The sequence below is a fragment of the Pseudomonas sp. SJZ074 genome (assembly GCF_007828215.1).
Taxonomy (GTDB): Bacteria; Pseudomonadota; Gammaproteobacteria; order Pseudomonadales; family Pseudomonadaceae; genus Aquipseudomonas.
In genome coordinates, this window is record NZ_VIUE01000012.1 from 37,271 (window position 1) to 56,614 (window position 19,344).

Consider the following 19,344-nt stretch of genomic DNA (forward strand, 5'->3'; position numbering starts at 1 on the left):
GCTGTGACTCTCCTCGGCTGCCTCGGAGTCATGCAATGTCTGATACCCCCGGAAAACTTCGCTTGGGTGCGCTGGTCGCGCTGGTAGTGGGTTCGATGATCGGCGGGGGAATCTTTTCCTTGCCGCAGAACATGGCCGCCAGTGCCGACGTCGGTGCCGTCCTGATTGGCTGGGCGATTACCGCGGTGGGCATGCTGAGCCTCGCATTCGTGTTCCAGACCCTGGCCAACCGCAAACCCGATCTGGACGGCGGCGTGTACGCCTACGCCAAGGCCGGCTTCGGCGGCTACATGGGTTTCTCCTCGGCCTGGGGTTATTGGATCAGCGCCTGGCTGGGCAACGTCGGCTACTTCGTCTTGCTGTTCAGCACCCTGGGTTACTTTTTCCCGGTTTTCGGTGAAGGCAACACGGTCGCAGCGGTGATCGGCGCGTCGCTGCTGCTGTGGGCCGTGCATTTCCTGGTGCTGCGCGGCATCAAGGAAGCCGCCTTCATCAACCTCGTCACCACCATTGCCAAGATCGTGCCGCTGGCGTTGTTCGTGTTGATCACGGTGTTCGCCTTCCGGCTCGACATTTTCACCACCGATATCTGGGGCGTGAAAACCCCGTAGTTGGGCAACGTGATGAACCAGGTGCGCAACATGATGCTGGTGACCGTCTGGGTGTTCATCGGCATCGAGGGTGCGAGCATTTTTTCCGCCCGCGCCGAGCGACGCTCGGACGTGGGCAAGGCCACCGTGATCGGTTTCATTACCGTGCTGCTGTTCCTGGTGCTGGTGAACGTGCTGTCCCTGGGCATCATGACCCAGCCGGAGCTGGCGAAGCTGCAGAACCCGTCCATGGCGGCGGTGCTGGAGCACGTAGCGGGCCATTGGGGCGCGGTGCTGATCAGCGTCGGCCTGATCGTTTCGCTGCTCGGCGCCCTGTTGTCGTGGGTGCTGCTGTGCGCCGAGATCCTGTTCGCCGCCGCCAGGGACCACACCATGCCGGCGTTCCTGCGTCGCGAAAATGCCAACCATGTACCGGCCAACGCCCTGTGGCTGACCAACGCCATGGTCCAGCTGTTCCTGATCGTCACCCTGTTCTCGGCCAGTACCTACCTGTCGCTGATCTACCTCGCCACCTCGATGATTCTTGTGCCCTACCTGTGGTCGGCGGCCTATGCGCTGCTGCTGGCGGTGCGCGGCGAAACCTACCGGAACGCCCTGGCCGAACGCCGCAAGGACCTGGCCATCAGCGCCATCGCCCTGCTCTACGCGGTGTGGTTGTTGTATGCCGGCGGGATCAAGTACCTGCTGCTCTCCGCGCTGCTCTACGCCCCCGGCGCGGTGCTGTTCGTCAAGGCCAGGCGCGAAGTGGGCCAACCGGTTTTCACCGCTGTCGAGAAGCTGATTTTCACCGCCGTGGTCGCAGGCGCCGTGGTGGCCGCATACGGGCTCTACAGCGGCTTCCTGACTTTGTGATCGCTGAATGTTTTAACGGGAGGATGTGTAATGACCACGGAAAAAATGCAGTACGGCGTTCATTCCGAAGCCGGTAGATTGCGTAAAGTCATGGTGTGTTCCCCAGGCCTGGCCCATCAGCGACTGACCCCGAACAACTGCGATGAACTGTTGTTCGATGACGTGCTGTGGGTCAACCAGGCCAAGCGCGACCATTTCGACTTCGTCACCAAGATGCGCGAGCGGGGCATCGACGTGCTGGAAATGCACAACCTGCTGACCGACATCGTCGCCATCCCCGAAGCCCTGGACTGGATCCTGCAACGCAAGGTCACCCCCAACTCGGTGGGCCTGGGCCTGGTGAATGAGGTCGATTCGTGGCTGCGCAGCCTGGAACCGCGCCGGATCGCCGAATACCTGATCGGTGGCGTCTCTGCCGATGACCTGCCCGACAGCTTCGGCGGCAAGACCATCCAGATGTTTCGCGACTTCCTCGGGCACTCTAGTTTCATCCTGCCGCCGCTGCCCAACACCCAGTTCACCCGCGACACCACCTGCTGGATCTACGGCGGCGTCACCCTGAACCCGATGTACTGGCCGGCGCGCCGCCAGGAAACCCTGCTGACCACCGCCATCTACAAATTCCACCCCGGGTTCACCCACGCCGACTTCCAGATCTGGTACGGCAACCCGGACCTGGACCATGGCAGCGCCACCCTCGAAGGCGGTGACGTGATGCCCATCGGCAACGGTGTCGTGCTGATCGGCATGGGCGAGCGCTCATCCCGCCAGGCCATCGGCCAACTGGCGCTGAACCTGTTCAAGCACCAGGCCGTGGAGCGGGTCATCGTCGCCGGCCTGCCGAAGTCCCGGGCGGCCATGCACCTGGACACCGTGTTCAGTTTCTGCGACCGCGACCTGGTGACCGTATTCCCGGAAGTAGTGAGCCAGATCGTTGCCTTCTCCCTGCGCCCCGACGAGAGCAAACCCGGCGGTATCGACGTGCGTCGCGAAGAAGGCAGCTTCATCGACACCGTTGCCGCCGCCCTCAGGCTCCCCGCGCTGCGCGTGGTGGAAACCGGCGGCAACAGCTTCGCCGCCGAGCGCGAACAATGGGACGACGGTAACAACGTGGTGGCGCTGGAACCGGGCGTGGTGATCGGCTACGACCGCAACACCTACACCAACACGCTGCTGCGCAAGGCCGGGGTGGAAGTCATCACCATCAGCGCCAGCGAACTGGGCCGGGGCCGTGGCGGCGGCCATTGCATGACCTGCCCGATCATTCGCGACCCGATCGACTACTGAAGGAGATGCACCATGGCGTTCAACATCCACAACCGGAACCTGCTCAGCCTCGAACACCACACACCCCGGGAACTGCGCTACTTGCTGGACCTGTCCCGCGACCTCAAGCGGGCCAAGTACACCGGCACCGAACAGCAGCACCTCAAGGGCAACAACATCGCGCTGATCTTCGAGAAAACCTCGACACGCACCCGTTGCGCGTTCGAAGTGGCGGCCTATGACCAGGGTGCCAATGTCACCTACATCGACCCCAACTCGTCACAGATCGGCCACAAGGAAAGCATGAAGGACACCGCCCGCGTACTCGGGCGCATGTACGACGCCATCGAATACCGGGGTTTCAAGCAGGAAATCGTCGAAGAGTTGGCGAAGTTCGCTGGCGTACCGGTGTTCAACGGCCTGACCGATGAATACCATCCGACGCAAATGATTGCCGACGTGCTGACCATGCGCGAGCACGCCGACAAACCGATCCATGAGATCAGCTACGCGTACCTGGGCGATGCGCGGAACAATATGGGCAACTCGTTGCTGCTGATCGGCGCAAAACTGGGGATGGACGTGCGCATTTGTGCGCCCAAGGCCCTGTGGCCCCACGACGATCTGGTGCAGCGCTGCCATCAATACGCCGAAGAAAGCGGCGCGCGTATCACCCTTACCGAAGATCCGGAAGCGGCGGTCAAGGGCGTGGACTTCATTCACACCGACGTCTGGGTTTCCATGGGCGAGCCGGTCGAAGCGTGGGCCGAGCGGATCGAGCAACTGTTGCCTTACCAGGTCAATGCCGACCTGATGAAGGCCACCGGCAACCCGCGCACGAAATTCATGCACTGCCTGCCGGCGTTTCATAACAGCGACACCAAGATCGGCAAACAGATTGCCGAACAGTATCCGTACCTGGCCAACGGCATCGAAGTCACGGACGACGTATTCGAGTCACCGGCGTGCATCGCCTTCGAGCAGGCGGAAAACCGCATGCACACCATCAAGGCGATCCTGGTGTCGACATTGGCGGATCTCTAAACCCACCGCATGCCCCTGTGGGAGCGGGCTTGCTCGCGAAAGCGGTCTGTCAGCCAGTACATCAATCACTGACACACCGCTTTCGCGAGCAAGCCCGCTCCCACAAGGGGCATGCGTTGTCAGTTACATTTTTTAAAGGACAACACCATGCGCATCGTCGTTGCCCTGGGCGGTAACGCCCTCCTGCGTCGGGGTGAACCCATGACCGCCGACAACCAACGCAGCAACATCCGCACCGCGACCGAACAGATCGCCAGGATCCATGCCGGCCACCAACTGGTGATCGCCCACGGCAACGGCCCGCAAGTCGGCCTGCTGTCGTTGCAAGCGGCGGCCTATACGTCGGTAACCCCGTATCCGCTGGACGTGCTGGGCGCCGAGACCGAAGGCATGATCGGCTACATCATCGAGCAGGAACTGGGCAACCTGCTGGACGCCGACGTGCCCTTCGCCACGCTGCTGACCCAAGTGGAAGTGGATGCCAACGACCCGGCCTTTCAACACCCCACCAAACCCATCGGCCCGGTCTACAACCAGCAGGAGGCGCAGAAACTGGCCGCCGAAAAAGGCTGGACCATCGCCCCGGACGGCGACATGTTTCGGCGGGTGGTCGCCAGTCCGAAGCCCAAGCGCATCTTTGAAATCCGGCCGATCAAGTGGCTGCTGGAAAAGGGCAGCATCGTGATCTGCGCCGGCGGTGGCGGTATCCCGACGATGTACGGTACCGACGGCAAGCTGCAAGGCGTTGAAGCGGTCATCGACAAGGACCTGTGCTCGGCGCTGTTGGCCGAACAATTGGGGAGCGATCTGCTGGTGATCGCCACCGATGTCGACGCGGTTTACATTGACTTCGGCAAGCCAACCAGCAAGGCCATCGCCCGGGCCCACCCCGACGAACTGGAAAAACTCGACTTCGCTGCCGGTTCCATGGGGCCCAAGGTGCAAGCCGCCTGCGAATTTGCGCGCAATACCGGCAAGGTCGCGGTGATCGGATCCCTCTCGGACATCGATGCTATCGTCCACGGCACCGCCGGCACCCGCATCAGCACGGCGACGACAGGCATCGCTTATCGATAACCGGAAACTCCCAGGACAGATCCGGGGTCTGTTCTACTTCCATGCCTTTCCAGGAGAGCCGCTCATGGCCATGTTCCAACCCGGTCACCTGCACATAGAGCGCCATGCGCTGAACAAGGATGATTTCAGCTACAACCTCTGCATCGATTACGAAGTGGTCCAGGATCCCACGGAAGGCACCGGCATGTCGTTCCGGTTGCATGGCACGGTCGAGAACAAAAACGTCGACGAGAGCTTTTTCCTGCCCAAGGACCTGGCCTTCGACTTTGCCCGGCACGCCACAAACATCGCGCAAAAATACGGCATGCCGAAGAGCGCCAGCATCGGCTCGATGCACACGTATTACGACGACATGTTCGAGGATGTGCGCAAGCAACTGGATGTAAAACCGGGCGATCCGGTGAAGCCCGAGCATTTGGCGTAAACCGCCCCTGTTTCTCCTGTGGGAGCGAGCCTGCTCGCTCCCACAGGGGTATCCGTGTCCTGAATGCCAGGGTAATTGCACCTTCCACTCCACTGGCAACTCCCCCCGGCTGACCTATGCTCAAAGCAGTACCCCAGGGTATTCGTTCAGAGGTCATCGCCATGAACATCAGAACAAAAAGACGCCTCGCCATTTTCGTGACCTGCACCGCCACGCTTGCGCTATACGGTACGGCGGCCTACCGGGTCGAGCAGGCCAGGCAACTGCCCCGTGAATACGCCAGTTGCAACTTCGAACGCTGCATCCCGCACAACGCGACCCTGAACGCCTTGCGCTGAGGCGTGTTCAGTCGTCCGGCTGATCGGTCTTGAGCCGGTCCCGGAAGGCCTTGGGCGAGATACCGACGCGACGGCGGAAGAGGCGGGTGAAGTTGGTCGGATCGGAGAACCCGAGCACCTCGGAAATTTCGTAGATGGTCATGCCGGTGTAGGTCAGCATTCGCTTGGCCTCGAGCAACTGACGCTCATGCATGATCTGCAGTGCCGGCTGCCCCGCCAGCTCGCGGCAGGTGCCGTTGAGGTGCGACACGGAAATGCCCAGGCGATGGGCCAGGTCTTCGACCTTGACGTGCTCGCGGTAGGTTTCTTCCACCAATTGAATGAACCCGTTGAGGTATTCCCGGGCCCGCTGCGGGCGCTGGCTCTGGGTGCGCCGCTGCATGACCTGGCGGCTGACCCAGACCATGATCACGTTGACCAGTGCGTGCATGAGCATTTCCCGGGCCGGTTGATGCCCCATGTACTCGCTCTGCAAGGCGCTGAACAGACTGTTGAGGTAGTCGGCGTTTTCACCCGCCGGGTAACTCTCGGCCTGGGCCAGGATGTTCACCGAATGGCCCAACTGCCCCTGCAGGTGCGTTACCAGCGGCGCCGCCAGGGTCACCACGTAACCTTCCACATCTTCGGAAAAGCGAAAGCCATGGACCGACAGCGGCGGCAGAATCTGCACCGCCGGCTCGTCAAGCTGGGTGCGCTGGCCTTCGATCTCCAGCTCCGCCCGCCCCTTGAAGACGAACAGTAACTGGCAGAGATCGGCATGCCGATGGGGTTTGATTTCCCATTGATGCTCGCGGCTGCGCTTGGAGATGGTTTCACAGTGCAGCAAATCCGGCGTCGGCCAGTCCTGGCTTTCGCCGTAGAGCTTGAACACCGGGATCGAAGGCAGCTCAGTTTTTTTCATAACGAGGATCGGCCTCGGGTAGCGGGCGATAATCGCACCGATTGGCAGAAAGTACAGGTATCGGCTCAGTTTTCCCCTTCAATTGACAGGCCCGCAAGGAAAAAATGCAAGGACTCGGTTCATAACCCTCCACACCGGCCCTGGTCGCGTGCTTCGTGCGAGTCATAACAACAATGAAAACTCTCAAAACCCAAGTCGCCATTATCGGCGCCGGCCCCTCTGGACTGCTGCTTGGCCAGTTATTGCACAATGCCGGAATTGACACCCTGATCCTCGAACGCCAAACCCCGGATTATGTCCTTAGCCGCATCCGCGCCGGTGTGTTGGAGCAGGGCATGGCCGAACTGCTGCGCCGGGCTGGCGTCGGCCAACGCATGGACGCCGAAGGGCTGGAGCATGACGGTTTCGAACTGGTCCTCAATGGCCGTCGGGTGCACATTGATCTCAAAGGGTTGACCGGCGGTAAGAACGTGATGGTCTACGGTCAGACCGAAGTGACCCGCGACCTGATGGCGGCCCGCGAAAAGGCCGGTGCCCGCACGCTTTACCAGGTCGACAAGGCCCAACCCCACGACATGCAGACCGACCGGCCTTTCGTGACGTTCGAGCACCAGGGTGAAACCTGGCGCCTGGATTGCGACTACATTGCCGGGTGCGACGGTTTCCATGGCGTGGCACGGCAATCCATTCCGGCGGAAAAACTGAAGGTCTTCGAACGGGTCTACCCCTTCGGCTGGCTTGGCATCCTGGCCGACACCCCACCGGTCAACGAGGAACTGGTCTACGCCCGCCACGAGCGCGGATTTGCCTTGTGCAGCATGCGCTCCAAGACCCGTACCCGTTACTACCTGCAAGTACCCGCCGAAGAACAGATCGCCGACTGGCCGGACGAGCGCTTCTGGACCGAACTCAAGACCCGCCTGCCCGCCGACCTGGCCGACGCCCTGGTGACCGGTCCGTCCATCGAGAAGAGCATCGCGCCGCTGCGCAGCTTCGTGGTCGAACCGATGCAGTACGGGCGCATGTTCCTGGTGGGCGATGCCGCCCACATCGTCCCGCCCACCGGCGCCAAGGGCCTGAACCTGGCGGCCAGCGACGTCAGCACGCTGTTCGACATCCTGCTCAAGGTCTACCGCGAAGGCCGGGTGGATCTGCTGGAAAAGTATTCGGCCATCTGCCTGCGACGTGTCTGGAAGGCCGAGCGCTTCTCCTGGTGGATGACATCGATGCTGCACCGCTTCGACGACGACGCCTTCAACCAGCGCATCAGCGAAGCCGAGCTGGAATATTTCGTCGACTCCGAAGCCGGGCGGAAAACCATTGCGGAAAATTACGTCGGACTTCCTTACGAGGCTATCGAATAGCCGACTACCGATTTACACTGCGGGCTCCGTCTCCACTCGCCTCTTTGGCGTGATCCCGCAGGTTCTACCGTGACTCAGCTCAATTCGCTCAATGTCCAGCCGCCCGCCATCCGCAGCGTACTGGTGGCCCTGATGCTGGCGATTTTTCTCGGTGCGCTGGACCAGACCATTGTCGCCGTCTCGATGCCGGCCATCTCCGCCCAGTTCAAGGACGTCAGCCTGTTGGCCTGGGTGATTTCCGGCTACATGGTCGCCACGACCGTGGCGGTACCGATCTACGGCAAGCTGGGCGATCTCTATGGTCGCCGGCCGCTGATGCTGTTCGGCATGGGGCTGTTCACCCTGGCTTCGCTGTTCTGCGGCCTGGCGCAAAGCATGGAACAGCTGGTGCTGGCGCGGATCCTTCAGGGCATCGGTGCCGGCGGGATGATCTCCGTGAGCCAGGCGATCATCGGCGACATCGTGCCGCCCCGCGAGCGTGGCCGCTATCAGGGTTACTTCAGCAGCATGTACGCGGTGGCCAGCGTGGCCGGGCCGGTGCTGGGCGGCTACATGACCGAATACCTGTCGTGGCGCTGGGTGTTCTGGATCAACCTGCCGCTGGGCCTGGGCGCCTGGCTGGTGGCCCGCCGCACCCTGGTCGGGCTGTCGGTGCCGCAACGCACGCCGATCATCGACTACCTGGGCACCGTGTTGCTGATCATCGGCCTGAGCGCCTTGCTGCTGGGCATTACCCAGGTCGGCCAGGGGCAGGCCTGGCACAGCCCTGGCGTACTGGGGCTGCTGGGGTGCGCGGTGGTGACGCTGGGCGTGTTCGTCTGGCACGAACGCCGCGCCCGGGAGCCTTTGTTGCCGATGCACCTGTTTGTCAACCGCAGCGCAGTGTTGTGTTGGTGCACGGTATTTTTCACCAGCTTCCAGGCGATTTCCCTGACGGTACTGGTGCCATTGCGCTTTCAAAGCGTGACCGGTGCCGGCGCCGACAGCGCGGCATTGCACCTGCTGCCGCTGGCGATGGGTTTGCCCATCGGCGCGTATTTCGCCGGACGCCGCACCTCGATCACGGGTCGCTACAAACCGATGATCCTCAGCGGCGCCCTGCTCTTCCCCTTCGCCATCCTCGGCATGGCCTGCACGGCGCCCGACGCGTTCTGGCTCAGCAGCCTGTTCATGCTGCTGGGCGGCATCGCCTCGGGCATGCAGTTTCCCACTTCGCTGGTGGGTTCGCAGAACTCGGTGCAACAACGGGATATCGGCGTCGCCACCAGCACCACCAACCTGTTCCGCTCCCTCGGCGGCGCGGTGGGCGTGGCGCTGATGTCGGCGTTGCTGCTGGCCTTGCTGCAGGATTCAGGTTTCGCCCAGCTCGCCGGTTCGTCGCTGATCAGCGAAGGCCACTCCGGCAATGCCTTGCTGGACGGCTTGAACGCCGCCCCGGGCGAAGCACGGGACGCCCTGCGCCTGGAATTGCAGACGACGTTCCGGCATCTGCTGCTGATCAGCGCGGCTGTGTCATTGCTGGGGTTGGCGGCGGCGGTGGCGATGCCGAATAGACTGTTGCGTGGACGGGAGGAACAGGTTCGGTAGTTGCCTTGAAACACAGAACCCTGAGTGAAATACAAATCCCCTCGCCACAAAAAGCTTCTTTGCAAGGCTGAAGGACTCAAGCCGTCGCCACCACAACCCCCGGCTCCACCTGCGCGCTCATCCCTTCTTTCATCCGCCTGGCATCGCGGGCAAAACAGCGCGATGCGAGGAACAGGAACACCATGGTCAAAAACAGCGCCACCGGGATCAGGTACATCGCATCATGCAAACCGATGGCCTTGAATGCTTCGGTCATCTGCGGAGCGCCGGCCGCCGCCATGGCCACGTGGGCGAAGTAGTCCGACAGGCCGCCGACCACCACCGGCCCCAGGCCTCCGCCAAGCAGGTACAGTCCGGCGAAGAACAACGCCATTGCCGTCGCCCGCAGACGCGGCTCCACGACATCCTGAATCGCCGTATACACACAGGTATAGAACGTATAGGCGAACAGCCAACCGACGCTGAACACCGCAACGAACACGCCGATTTCAATCCGTCCGGCATACAAGGCCCAGGTCGTGGTCAGCGTGGAAATGACCAGGCTGAACGCAGCGAACAGCAAACGGCCATTGGCCACGCGCTGATGGATCTTATCGGCGATCCAGCCCCCCAGGGTCAGCCCGAACAACCCGGTCACGCCCACCATGATCCCGGTGGCCACGGCGGCTTCATGCAGGGGCATCTGGAAGTAACGCTGCAGCATCGGTACCAGGAACGAGTTGCAGGCATAAGTGGCGAAGTTGAAACACAGCCCCGCCAGTACCAGCCACAAGAAAGTGGGAATCGCCAGCACCCGGCGGATCGGCCGGTCAATTTTTTCCTGGGACACCGGTACGGTTTCCGCCGCACCGCGCTTGGGTTCCCTGATAAAGAACATAAAGACCGCCAGCACCAGCCCCGGCACCGCGGCAATGAAGAACGGCGCGCGCCAGCTGTCGAAGGCCTTGACCATCGCCCCGATGGTAAAGAACGCCAGCAGCAATCCGATCGGCAGGCCGAGCATGAAAATGCCCATGGCCCGCGCCCGACGATGGGCCGGGAACAGATCGCCGATCAGCGAGTTGGCAGCCGGCGCATAACTGGCCTCGCCAATGCCGATGCCCATGCGCACCAGCAGGAACGCCCAGAAGCTGCCCACCAGGCCATTGACGGCCGTCAGCCCGCTCCAGGCCGCCAACCCCCAGCCCATCAACTTGCTGCGCGATCCGGTATCGGCCATGCGCCCCAGCGGCAGGCCGGCAATGGCATACACGATGGTGAACGCAGTGCCGATGATGCCAATCTGAAAGTCGCTGAGGCTCCACTCCATGCGGATCGGCTCGATGATGATCGCCGGGATGGTGCGGTCGAAGAAATTGAACAGGTTGGCCAGAAACAACAGGAACAGAATGCGCCAGGCATTCGCCGCTTGGGTCGAGTTCTGCATGATTCCGTCTCTTTTATTGTTATGGGCGAGCATCCGAGCCCGGAATCTGCAATCTAGACAGCGGCGCGGGGGCTGTCTCCAATCATTCGCAGCGCTGATACCCGACCATGGGGCACGGCGGTTCATTGGTGCCGGCCAACAAACTGTAACAAATGCCATCATCTTGCCGGTTGCCGATTAAAGATCATGCCCCGGTGGCCGATCCATCATGAAGCTTCTTTCATCCGCGATGGTTCGATGACAGCGATCGTCCAACCCACCAGTTCAGGCCACGGCGCACAATGACCTCAAAAAAAACTGCCACTGCGGTATCCGATCTGACCCTGGGCCCGGCCGCCAACGGTCCTGAGACCCCAAAGTCATCGAACAGCTCGCGTCCGCTGGCGACGCAGCAGTATCTGTATTTCACCGAGACCAACACCGACCGCATCCTCGATAACCTCGATGGCCTGCGCGACACCGTCTTCCCGCGTCCACCCCATCTGGTGGACGACGAGAGCGAACGCGACCAGCAGGAATTCCCGTCGGTGTGCCTGATCGGCCTGGGGCGCTGCGGCTCCAACATCGCCCTGGACGTGGCGGAACTGGTCTACAACGCCCGCAAGTTCTACCTCAACGAATTCAACAGCGAAGACAAGACCTACAGCGACAAGGGCTACCGTCCTGCGCAATGGATCCGCAACAACCTGCGCCTGGGCACCGGCAAGTCGACCAAACCGGTGTTTCTGGTGGAGCCGCTGGTGATGCTCGGCGACCTCGACAAGGACATTGCCGGACGTATCCGCTTCTCGCGCAAGGGCGAAAAGACCGGCTTCCTGCGCGACTACAGCAAGATGAAGATCATGGACCTGTCGGAAGTCCATGCTGGCGGTGCCGGTAACGCACCCATCCTGGGCCAGTACCTGGCCAAGATCATCCTGAACAAGGACACCCAGCGTTTCTCCAGCCCCGACTGGAAGATGATCCACTCGTACCTGATCGACAGTTGCGGCATCAAGGCCAACCAGTCGCGCCTGTACTTCTCGATCTTCAGCGCCGGCGGCGGTACCGGTTCGGGGATGGCCTCGGAGTTCGGCCTGGCCCAGCAACACTCGTACATGAACAAGACGTTCGACACCAAGCCGATGGACGAGCACGACGGCAAGAGCGGCCACTCTTTCGTCTTCGAGCCGATCTTCACCAGCGGCATCTGCGTGCTGCCGAACATTTCCGATCACCGCAGCGAAATGTCCGAAGCCCTGCACATCAACGCCGGCCGGCTGCTGTGCAAGTACCTGTCGGAAGAATGGGATTTCTCGTACAACTTCGCCAATGAAGACAGCAGCGAAGCCAGCGTCATGGGCCGTATCCGCCCCTGGAACGCAATGATGCTGATCTCCAACGACATCATGCGCTACGCCGAAGAGAACGATGACGGCAACATCCAGAACATCGATGTCAATGCCATGGAGAAGCACGCCAACCAGTACATCTCCCAGCAGATCTTCAACATCCTGACGGCCCAGGCGGTCACCACCGACTACGACCAGAACTATTTCCGCCGCGCCGGCATCGACATCGGCGAAACCATCCGCCTGGACGCCAACGACCTGTTCATGAGCCTGGCCGGTCCCGTGGCGATTGCCTACGCCGAGTCCGTCGTCCCGGAAACCCCGGCGCCGAGCAACGACAAGTTCAAGGTGTTCGACAAAGAACCGCCACGCCTGAACATCGACGACCTGTTCTTCCGCTCCATCGACCTGCCGCACTTCAACAAAGTGACCCAGGCCATCGAAGGCATCAGCCTGTTGCCGATCGAATCCAAGCGCTACCGGGCTTCGCTGGAACAGTACAAAAACTCCGGCTACGATGCCGCCGCCCTGCACGACCTGCACTTCTTCAAGAACTGCTCGTCGGTGGTGTCCATCGTGTCGCTGCCCAAGGACTACAAGCTGTCCTACATGGACCTGAACCGGCTCAAGACCCACCTCAACAGCCTGTTCCCCAACACCACTCTCAAGCGTTATGCGCTGGTGATCGGCGCCTCGGCCAACCTGTCGCTGACCACCCTGATCGCCAAGAGCCCATGCCTGTCGGATGACTTCCTGACCCTGATCGTGGCCTTCATCAAACGCTGTTTCGCCCGCAACCCGTATCGCTTCGATGACACCCTGGATAACTCGATCCTGGACTTCATCATCAACGAAGATTTCGACGAGGAACGGATCGACGACCTGCTCAACGAATTCGAGAACCCGGCGAAGATCCTCGACACCAACTGGTACGCGATCAAGCCGATGTACGAGAAGAAATACCGCGAGCTGATCAACGACAAGGACAAGTTCGTCTCGATCAACGACATCCGCCTGTCCCGTGATTGCGTGAAGAAAGCCATCAAATACCTGCGCGAGATCTACCGTCATCGCATAGGCAAGACCAAGGTTATTTCGCTTAATAACCATACGGGGCGGACTTACTGAGTCAGGCACGACACCGCGTCGCCCCTTTCGCGAGCAAGCCCGCTCCCACATTGAACTGTGTTCTTCCAGGAAGAACGCGGTCCCTTGTGGGAGCGGGCTTGCTCGCGAATGGCCCTTGAACACCCCACCAATACAACATCCAGAAACAATTAAGCAGCCCAACGGCTGCTCAATAAACTGTTCCCGTTACGTATACGTCACCCTGCTTTGTGGCGTTTCACCACGGCAGGGTGCCATCACGCTACTGCGCTACACACTTTTACTCGACCAGGATGCGCACCAATTTAGCGCACCGATCAATTCGACGCCCTTTCCTGGATCATTATCCAAGGCGAAACCACCACGGCCCACAACACTGGATCACGCTCGAGAAAATCCAGCGCCCGCGTTTCAGACAGCTTGGCGAGCTGCCCGCCGGCCAGCCAGGCGGCGACTTTGTGGCCTTCGTCCTGGGCGACAGCCTCGGCGGCGGCGATCAAATCCAGTGCCGGCTCGACCCATAACAGGGCACCCTTGGCAAAGAACGGCTCCAACTCCTTCCAGGTAATGGCTGCAGTTTCTCCAAGCAGTTTGGCATAGAGGGTGCTAGGTTCTTGATTCATGGGCCTGTCCGGAAAAGAAATCGGCGCGAATGATAACGTCGGTGGTCTGGCAGAAAAACCCGGTAGCAATTGGAGTACGATTGAAAAGCACAGCAAAGCCAGGGACTGCCGATTTGACCGGACATTACCCGCCGCTATTCTGTCTTTTTCTTTCAATAAAGCGACACCCCCTGATTTTGCCCCCAAGCGCCAGCTTCCCTTGCCAACAACCGGCGCTCTACACTGTACCGGTACAGTTGCCGGGGGCATTTTCCGAGGGGATATCGAAGATATCTGACCCGGTTCTGCTGCTACGGCGCCAGGACTATAAAAACTACAACAGCATGAGTGGAGCACTATGACTAAGGCTACTAAGCAGATTTCCAAACTGTTTGCCGCTATGGTTCTGGCCGGGGTTGCCAGCCATTCGTTCGCCGCCGACACCATCAAGATCGGCATCGCTGGTCCCAAGACCGGTCCGGTGACCCAGTACGGCGACATGCAATTCGTTGGTGCCAACCAAGCCATCAAGGACATCAACGCCAAGGGCGGCGTCGACGGCAAAATGCTCGAAGCCAAGGAATACGATGATGCCTGCGACCCTAAACAGGCCGTAGCCGTGGCGAACAAAGTGGTCAACGATGGCGTCAAGTTCGTCGTCGGTCACCTGTGCTCCAGCTCCACCCAACCGGCTTCGGACATCTACGAAGACGAAGGCGTGATCATGATCACCCCAGCGGCCACCAGCCCGGAAATCACCGCCCGTGGCTACAAGCTGATCTTCCGCACCATCGGCCTGGACAGCGCCCAGGGCCCTGCCGCCGGCAACTACATCGCCGACCACGTCAAGCCGAAGGTCGTTGCGGTCCTGCACGACAAACAGCAATACGGTGAAGGCATCGCCACCGCCGTCAAGCAGACCCTCGAGAGCAAAGGCGTGAAAGTCGCCGTATTCGAAGGCCTGAACGCCGGTGACAAGGACTTCTCCTCGATCATCCAGAAGCTCAAGCAGAACAACGTCGATTTCGTCTACTACGGCGGCTATCACCCAGAGCTGGGCCTGATCCTGCGTCAATCCAAGGAAAAAGGCCTGAACGCCAAGTTCATGGGGCCTGAAGGCGTCGGCAACGACTCCATCTCGCAAATTGCCCAGGACGCTTCCGAAGGCCTGCTGGTGACCCTGCCGAAATCCTTCGACGCCGATCCTGCGAACCAGGCAATCGTTGCGGCCATCAAGGCCGACGGCAAGGATCCAAGCGGTCCGTTCGTGTTCCCGGCCTACTCCGCCGTCGAGCTGATCGCCGAAGGTATCAAGGCCGCCAAGAGCGACGACACCACCAAGGTCGCTGAAGCCCTCCACGCAGGCAGCTTCAAGACCCCGACCGGCGAGCTGTCGTTCGACAAGAAAGGCGACTTGAAGGACTTCAAATTCGTGGTCTACCAGTGGCATTTCGGCAAACCGAAAACCGAAGTTTCCCCTCAGTAAGCCCGGCCTAGTGTCCTGTTTCACAAATACGTTCTTTCTTTGTGATACAGGGCACTCACGGTCAACGAGCCCACTGTGCAAGCAGTGGGCTTTGTTTTACGAGGTTTATGGGCCAGGCACCCGCGATCCGGGCGCTGGTTCACCTGAAAATCTTAAAACCGTCACCAGCGGTTCGCTGGCAAACGCTCCGTGCAAATGTGACAACAGAACACAGCACAGGGCCGGAACATGACTCCACCAGTGAAATGCGTATCGGGTTTTTAGGAGTGCTGTAATGCCTGAGATCTATCACTTTTTCCAACAGCTGGTTAATGGCCTGACCATTGGCAGCACCTATGCCTTGATAGCCATTGGCTACACAATGGTTTACGGCATCATTGGAATGATTAACTTCGCCCATGGCGAGGTGTACATGATCGGTTCCTACGTGGCTTTCATTGCCCTTGCCGGGCTGGCCATGCTGGGTATCCACTCACTGCCGTTGTTGATGACCGCCGCGTTCATCGCGTCGATCGTCGTGACCAGTGCCTATGGCTACAGTATCGAACGCGTTGCCTACCAGCCCTTGCGTGGCAGCAACCGTCTGATCCCGCTGATTTCCGCCATCGGCATGTCGCTGTTCCTGCAAAACACCGTATTGCTGTCCCAGGACTCCAAGGACAAGTCCATTCCCAACCTGATCCCGGGGAGTTTCTCCTTTGGTCCGGGCGGTGCTGAAGAAGTCCTGATTTCCTACATGCAGATCCTGGTCTTCGTCGTGACCCTGATCGCCATGCTCGGCCTGACCCTGTTCATCTCCCGTTCCCGCCTGGGCCGCGCCTGTCGCGCCTGTGCCGAGGACATCAAGATGGCCAACCTGCTGGGCATCAACACCAACAACATCATCGCCCTGACCTTCGTCATCGGTGCCGCCCTGGCGGCCGTCGCTGCCGTGCTGTTGAGCATGCAGTACGGCGTGATCAACCCGAACGCCGGTTTCCTGGTGGGCCTGAAGGCCTTTACCGCGGCGGTACTGGGTGGCATCGGCAGTATTCCGGGCGCGATGCTCGGCGGTCTGGTGCTGGGGGTGGCCGAAGCATTCGGCGCCGATATTTTCGGTGACCAGTACAAGGACGTGGTGGCGTTCGGTCTCCTGGTCCTGGTTCTGTTGTTCCGGCCGACCGGCATCCTGGGCCGTCCGGAGGTTGAGAAAGTATGAACAAATATCTTAAACAGGCGCTGTTCAGCGCCCTGCTGGTCTGGGCCGTCGCCTTCCCGGTGCTCGGTCTCAAGCTGAGCATCGTCGGCGTCAACCTTGAAGTGCACGGTACCGGTCCGCTGACCCTGAGCGTCATTGCCTTGTGCTCGGTGCTGATGTTCCTGCGGGTGCTGTTCAGCCAACAGGTCAGTGCCGTGCTGCGTTCCAACCGCGGCCCGCTGGTGTCGCCCAAGGTCAGCCAGTTCCTGACCCTGCCACGCACCCAGCGCCGGATCATCATTGGTCTGATCGTGGTTGCGCTGGTCTGGCCGTTCTTCGGCTCCCGCGGGGCGGTGGATATCGCCACCCTGATCCTGATCTACGTGTTGCTGGGCCTGGGCCTGAACATCGTGGTCGGCCTCGCCGGCCTGCTCGACCTGGGCTACGTGGGGTTCTATGCCGTGGGCGCCTACAGCTACGCGCTGCTGTCCCATTACTTCGGCCTGAGCTTCTGGGTCTGCCTGCCGATCGCCGGGATGATGGCGGCCACGTTCGGCTTCCTGCTGGGTTTCCCGGTGTTGCGCCTGCGGGGCGACTACCTGGCCATCGTGACCCTGGGCTTCGGTGAGATCATCCGCTTGTTCCTGCGTAACCTCACCGACCTCACCGGCGGCCCCAACGGCATCAGCAACATTCCCAAGCCGACCTTCTTCGGCTTGAGCTTCGACCGCAATGCGGCTGAGGGCATGCAGACTTTCCACGAGTTCTTCGGGCTGACCTACAACCCGGTGAGCAAAGTGGTGTTCCTGTATCTGGTGGCGCTGTTGCTGGCCCTGGCCGCGTTGTTCGTCATCAACCGCCTGTTGCGCATGCCCATCGGCCGTGCTTGGGAAGCGCTGCGCGAAGACGAAATCGCCTGCCGTGCCCTGGGTCTCAACCCGACCGTGATCAAGCTGTCGGCCTTCACCCTGGGCGCTGCCTTCGCCGGTTTCGCCGGCAGTTTCTTCGCCGCTCGCCAAGGCCTGGTGACGCCGGAATCCTTCACCTTCATCGAGTCGGCGATCATCCTCGCCATCGTGGTACTGGGTGGGATGGGCTCGCAGTTGGGTGTGATCCTGGCGGCCATCGTGATGATCCTGCTGCCCGAAATGATGCGTGAATTCAGCGAATACCGCATGTTGATGTTCGGCGCCTTGATGGTGCTGATGATGATCTGGCGTCCTCAAGGTCTGCTGCCTATGCAACGCCCTCACATGGAGCTGCGCAAATGAGCCGCGAGATCCTCAAGGTTGAAAACCTAAGCATGCGCTTCGGCGGCCTGCTGGCGGTCAATGGCGTGGCCCTGACCGTGAAAGAGAAACAGGTGGTTGCCTTGATCGGGCCGAACGGCGCCGGCAAGACCACGGTGTTCAACTGCCTGACCGGCTTCTACCAGCCAACCGGCGGCAGCATCCTGCTGGACGGCGAGCCGATCCAGGGCCTGCCAGGGCACAAGATCGCCCTCAAGGGCGTGGTGCGCACCTTCCAGAACGTGCGGTTGTTCAAGGAGATGACGGCCATCGAGAACCTCTTGATCGCCCAGCATCGTCACTTGAACACCAATTTCTTCGCCGGCCTGTTCAAGACCCCGTCGTTCCGCAAGAGCGAACGCGAGGCGATGGAGTACGCCGAGTACTGGCTGGAAAAGGTCAACCTCACAGAGTTCGCCAACCGTACCGCCGGCACCCTGGCCTATGGTCAGCAGCGGCGCCTGGAAATCGCCCGTTGCATGATGACCCGTCCGCGGATCCTCATGCTCGACGAGCCGGCCGCCGGCCTGAACCCGAAGGAAACCGAAGACCTGAAAGCCCTGATCGGCGTGCTGCGTGAAGAGCACAACGTCACGGTGCTGCTGATCGAACACGACATGAAACTGGTCATGAGCATTTCCGACCACATCGTGGTGATCAACCAGGGCACCCCCCTGGCCAACGGCACGCCGGAACAGATCCGGGACAATCCTGAAGTGATCAAAGCCTACCTGGGGGAAGCGTAAATGCTGCAGTTCGAAAACGTTTCCACCTTCTATGGCAAGATCCAGGCCCTGCACAGCGTCAACGTGGACGTGCGCCAGGGCGAAATCGTGACGCTGATCGGCGCCAACGGGGCCGGCAAGTCCACCCTGCTGATGACCCTCTGCGGTTCGCCCCAGGCCCACAGCGGCAGCATCCGCTACATGGGCGAGGAACTGGTGGGCCAGGACTCGTCGCGGATCATGCGCAAGAGCATTGCAGTGGTGCCGGAAGGTCGTCGGGTATTTGCCCGGCTGACCGTGGAAGAGAACCTCGCCATGGGCGGATTCTTCACCGACAAGGGCGACTATCAGGAACAGATGGACAAGGTGCTGCACCTTTTCCCACGCCTGAAAGAACGCTTTACCCAGCGCGGCGGCACCATGTCCGGTGGTGAACAGCAGATGCTCGCCATTGGCCGTGCGCTGATGAGCAAACCCAAGCTGCTGCTGCTCGACGAGCCTTCCCTGGGCCTGGCACCGATCATCATCCAGCAGATCTTCGACATCATCGAACAACTGCGCAAGGATGGCGTGACGGTGTTCCTGGTGGAGCAGAACGCCAACCAGGCGCTGAAAATCGCCGACCGGGCGTATGTGTTGGAAAACGGTCGCGTGGTGATGCAGGGCACCGGTGAAGCGCTGCTGACCGATCCGAAGGTGCGCGAGGCGTACCTGGGCGGTTAAGGAGTCGAGGTAAA

17 protein-coding genes and 1 pseudogene are annotated in these 19,344 nt (G+C 60.8%); 15 read left to right on the forward strand and 3 right to left on the reverse strand.

What is annotated here, in order from left to right; genetic code table 11:
• Positions 1–35 precede the first annotated feature (35 nt).
• From arcD to FBX99_RS28890, 6 genes and pseudogenes are all read left to right on the forward strand, one after another.
• A pseudogene (gene arcD / locus FBX99_RS14550) lies at positions 36–1,463 on the forward strand (arginine-ornithine antiporter).
• A gap of 30 nt (positions 1,464–1,493) precedes the next feature.
• Entirely contained in the window at positions 1,494–2,750 is a 1,257-nt protein-coding gene (gene arcA, locus FBX99_RS14555) for an arginine deiminase (RefSeq protein WP_144928714.1), read from the forward strand.
• Positions 2,751–2,762: 12 nt separating this feature from the next.
• Complete coding sequence (locus FBX99_RS14560) at positions 2,763–3,773, forward strand: ornithine carbamoyltransferase (RefSeq protein WP_144928712.1); 1,011 nt, start codon at positions 2,763–2,765, stop codon at positions 3,771–3,773.
• Positions 3,774–3,920: 147 nt separating this feature from the next.
• Positions 3,921–4,850 (forward strand): carbamate kinase, encoded by a 930-nt coding sequence (gene arcC / locus FBX99_RS14565; protein ID WP_144928710.1) that lies wholly within the window; start codon positions 3,921–3,923, stop codon positions 4,848–4,850.
• A 64-nt stretch (positions 4,851–4,914) separates the two neighbouring features.
• Positions 4,915–5,274 carry a DUF5064 family protein gene (locus FBX99_RS14570; protein ID WP_144928708.1) on the forward strand — a complete coding sequence of 120 codons (360 nt, stop codon included), beginning with the start codon at positions 4,915–4,917 and terminating at the stop codon, positions 5,272–5,274.
• Positions 5,275–5,435: 161 nt separating this feature from the next.
• Positions 5,436–5,612, forward strand: a complete 177-nt coding sequence (locus FBX99_RS28890) for a hypothetical protein (protein ID WP_178111942.1) — start codon at positions 5,436–5,438, stop codon at positions 5,610–5,612.
• A gap of 7 nt (positions 5,613–5,619) precedes the next feature.
• Here FBX99_RS28890 and FBX99_RS14575 read toward each other — a convergent pair whose 3' ends face one another.
• Positions 5,620–6,513 (reverse strand): helix-turn-helix domain-containing protein, encoded by an 894-nt coding sequence (locus tag FBX99_RS14575; RefSeq protein ID WP_144928706.1) that lies wholly within the window; start codon positions 6,511–6,513, stop codon positions 5,620–5,622.
• 173 nt (positions 6,514–6,686) lie between these two features.
• Here FBX99_RS14575 and pobA point away from each other — a divergent pair, with 173 nt between their 5' ends.
• Positions 6,687–7,877, forward strand: coding sequence for a 4-hydroxybenzoate 3-monooxygenase (pobA, locus tag FBX99_RS14580; protein ID WP_144928704.1), 1,191 nt, complete (start codon positions 6,687–6,689; stop codon positions 7,875–7,877).
• A 132-nt stretch (positions 7,878–8,009) separates the two neighbouring features.
• Positions 8,010–9,464, forward strand: a complete 1,455-nt coding sequence (locus FBX99_RS14585) for an MDR family MFS transporter (protein WP_144928779.1) — start codon at positions 8,010–8,012, stop codon at positions 9,462–9,464.
• Positions 9,465–9,540: 76 nt separating this feature from the next.
• Here the strand turns inward: FBX99_RS14585 and FBX99_RS14590 are convergent, their stop codons facing one another.
• Positions 9,541–10,890, reverse strand: coding sequence for an MFS transporter (locus tag FBX99_RS14590; protein WP_144928702.1), 1,350 nt, complete (start codon positions 10,888–10,890; stop codon positions 9,541–9,543).
• 281 nt (positions 10,891–11,171) lie between these two features.
• Here FBX99_RS14590 and FBX99_RS14595 point away from each other — a divergent pair, with 281 nt between their 5' ends.
• On the forward strand, positions 11,172–13,349 hold the full coding sequence (locus FBX99_RS14595; protein WP_144928700.1) for a hypothetical protein: 2,178 nt from the start codon (positions 11,172–11,174) through the stop codon (positions 13,347–13,349).
• Between the two features lie 296 nt (positions 13,350–13,645).
• Here FBX99_RS14595 and FBX99_RS14600 read toward each other — a convergent pair whose 3' ends face one another.
• Positions 13,646–13,951 carry a DUF2288 domain-containing protein gene (locus tag FBX99_RS14600; RefSeq protein ID WP_144928698.1) on the reverse strand — a complete coding sequence of 102 codons (306 nt, stop codon included), beginning with the start codon at positions 13,949–13,951 and terminating at the stop codon, positions 13,646–13,648.
• Here FBX99_RS14600 and FBX99_RS28895 point away from each other — a divergent pair.
• The 6 genes from FBX99_RS28895 to FBX99_RS14625 all read left to right on the forward strand — a co-directional run bounded on the left by FBX99_RS28895 (position 13,950) and on the right by FBX99_RS14625 (position 19,330).
• Positions 13,950–14,228: a hypothetical protein gene (locus FBX99_RS28895; RefSeq protein WP_154673553.1), complete on the forward strand. Its 279-nt coding sequence runs from the start codon at positions 13,950–13,952 to the stop codon at positions 14,226–14,228. The genes FBX99_RS14600 and FBX99_RS28895 overlap by 2 nt on opposite strands.
• A 60-nt stretch (positions 14,229–14,288) precedes the next feature.
• The gene (locus FBX99_RS14605) at positions 14,289–15,416 is read left to right on the forward strand and encodes a branched-chain amino acid ABC transporter substrate-binding protein (protein WP_144928696.1); all 1,128 of its coding nucleotides are present in this window, start codon (positions 14,289–14,291) and stop codon (positions 15,414–15,416) included.
• Positions 15,417–15,690: 274 nt separating this feature from the next.
• Positions 15,691–16,614, forward strand: a complete 924-nt coding sequence (livH, locus tag FBX99_RS14610; RefSeq protein ID WP_144928694.1) for a high-affinity branched-chain amino acid ABC transporter permease LivH — start codon at positions 15,691–15,693, stop codon at positions 16,612–16,614.
• Positions 16,611–17,864 (forward strand): high-affinity branched-chain amino acid ABC transporter permease LivM, encoded by a 1,254-nt coding sequence (locus FBX99_RS14615; protein WP_144928692.1) that lies wholly within the window; start codon positions 16,611–16,613, stop codon positions 17,862–17,864. The genes livH and FBX99_RS14615 overlap by 4 nt, the downstream gene beginning before the upstream one ends.
• Positions 17,861–18,628 carry a high-affinity branched-chain amino acid ABC transporter ATP-binding protein LivG gene (gene livG / locus FBX99_RS14620; RefSeq protein WP_145131865.1) on the forward strand — a complete coding sequence of 256 codons (768 nt, stop codon included), beginning with the start codon at positions 17,861–17,863 and terminating at the stop codon, positions 18,626–18,628. The genes FBX99_RS14615 and livG overlap by 4 nt, the downstream gene beginning before the upstream one ends.
• Complete coding sequence (locus tag FBX99_RS14625; protein ID WP_144928688.1) at positions 18,629–19,330, forward strand: ABC transporter ATP-binding protein; 702 nt, start codon at positions 18,629–18,631, stop codon at positions 19,328–19,330.
• Positions 19,331–19,344: the final 14 nt, after the last annotated feature.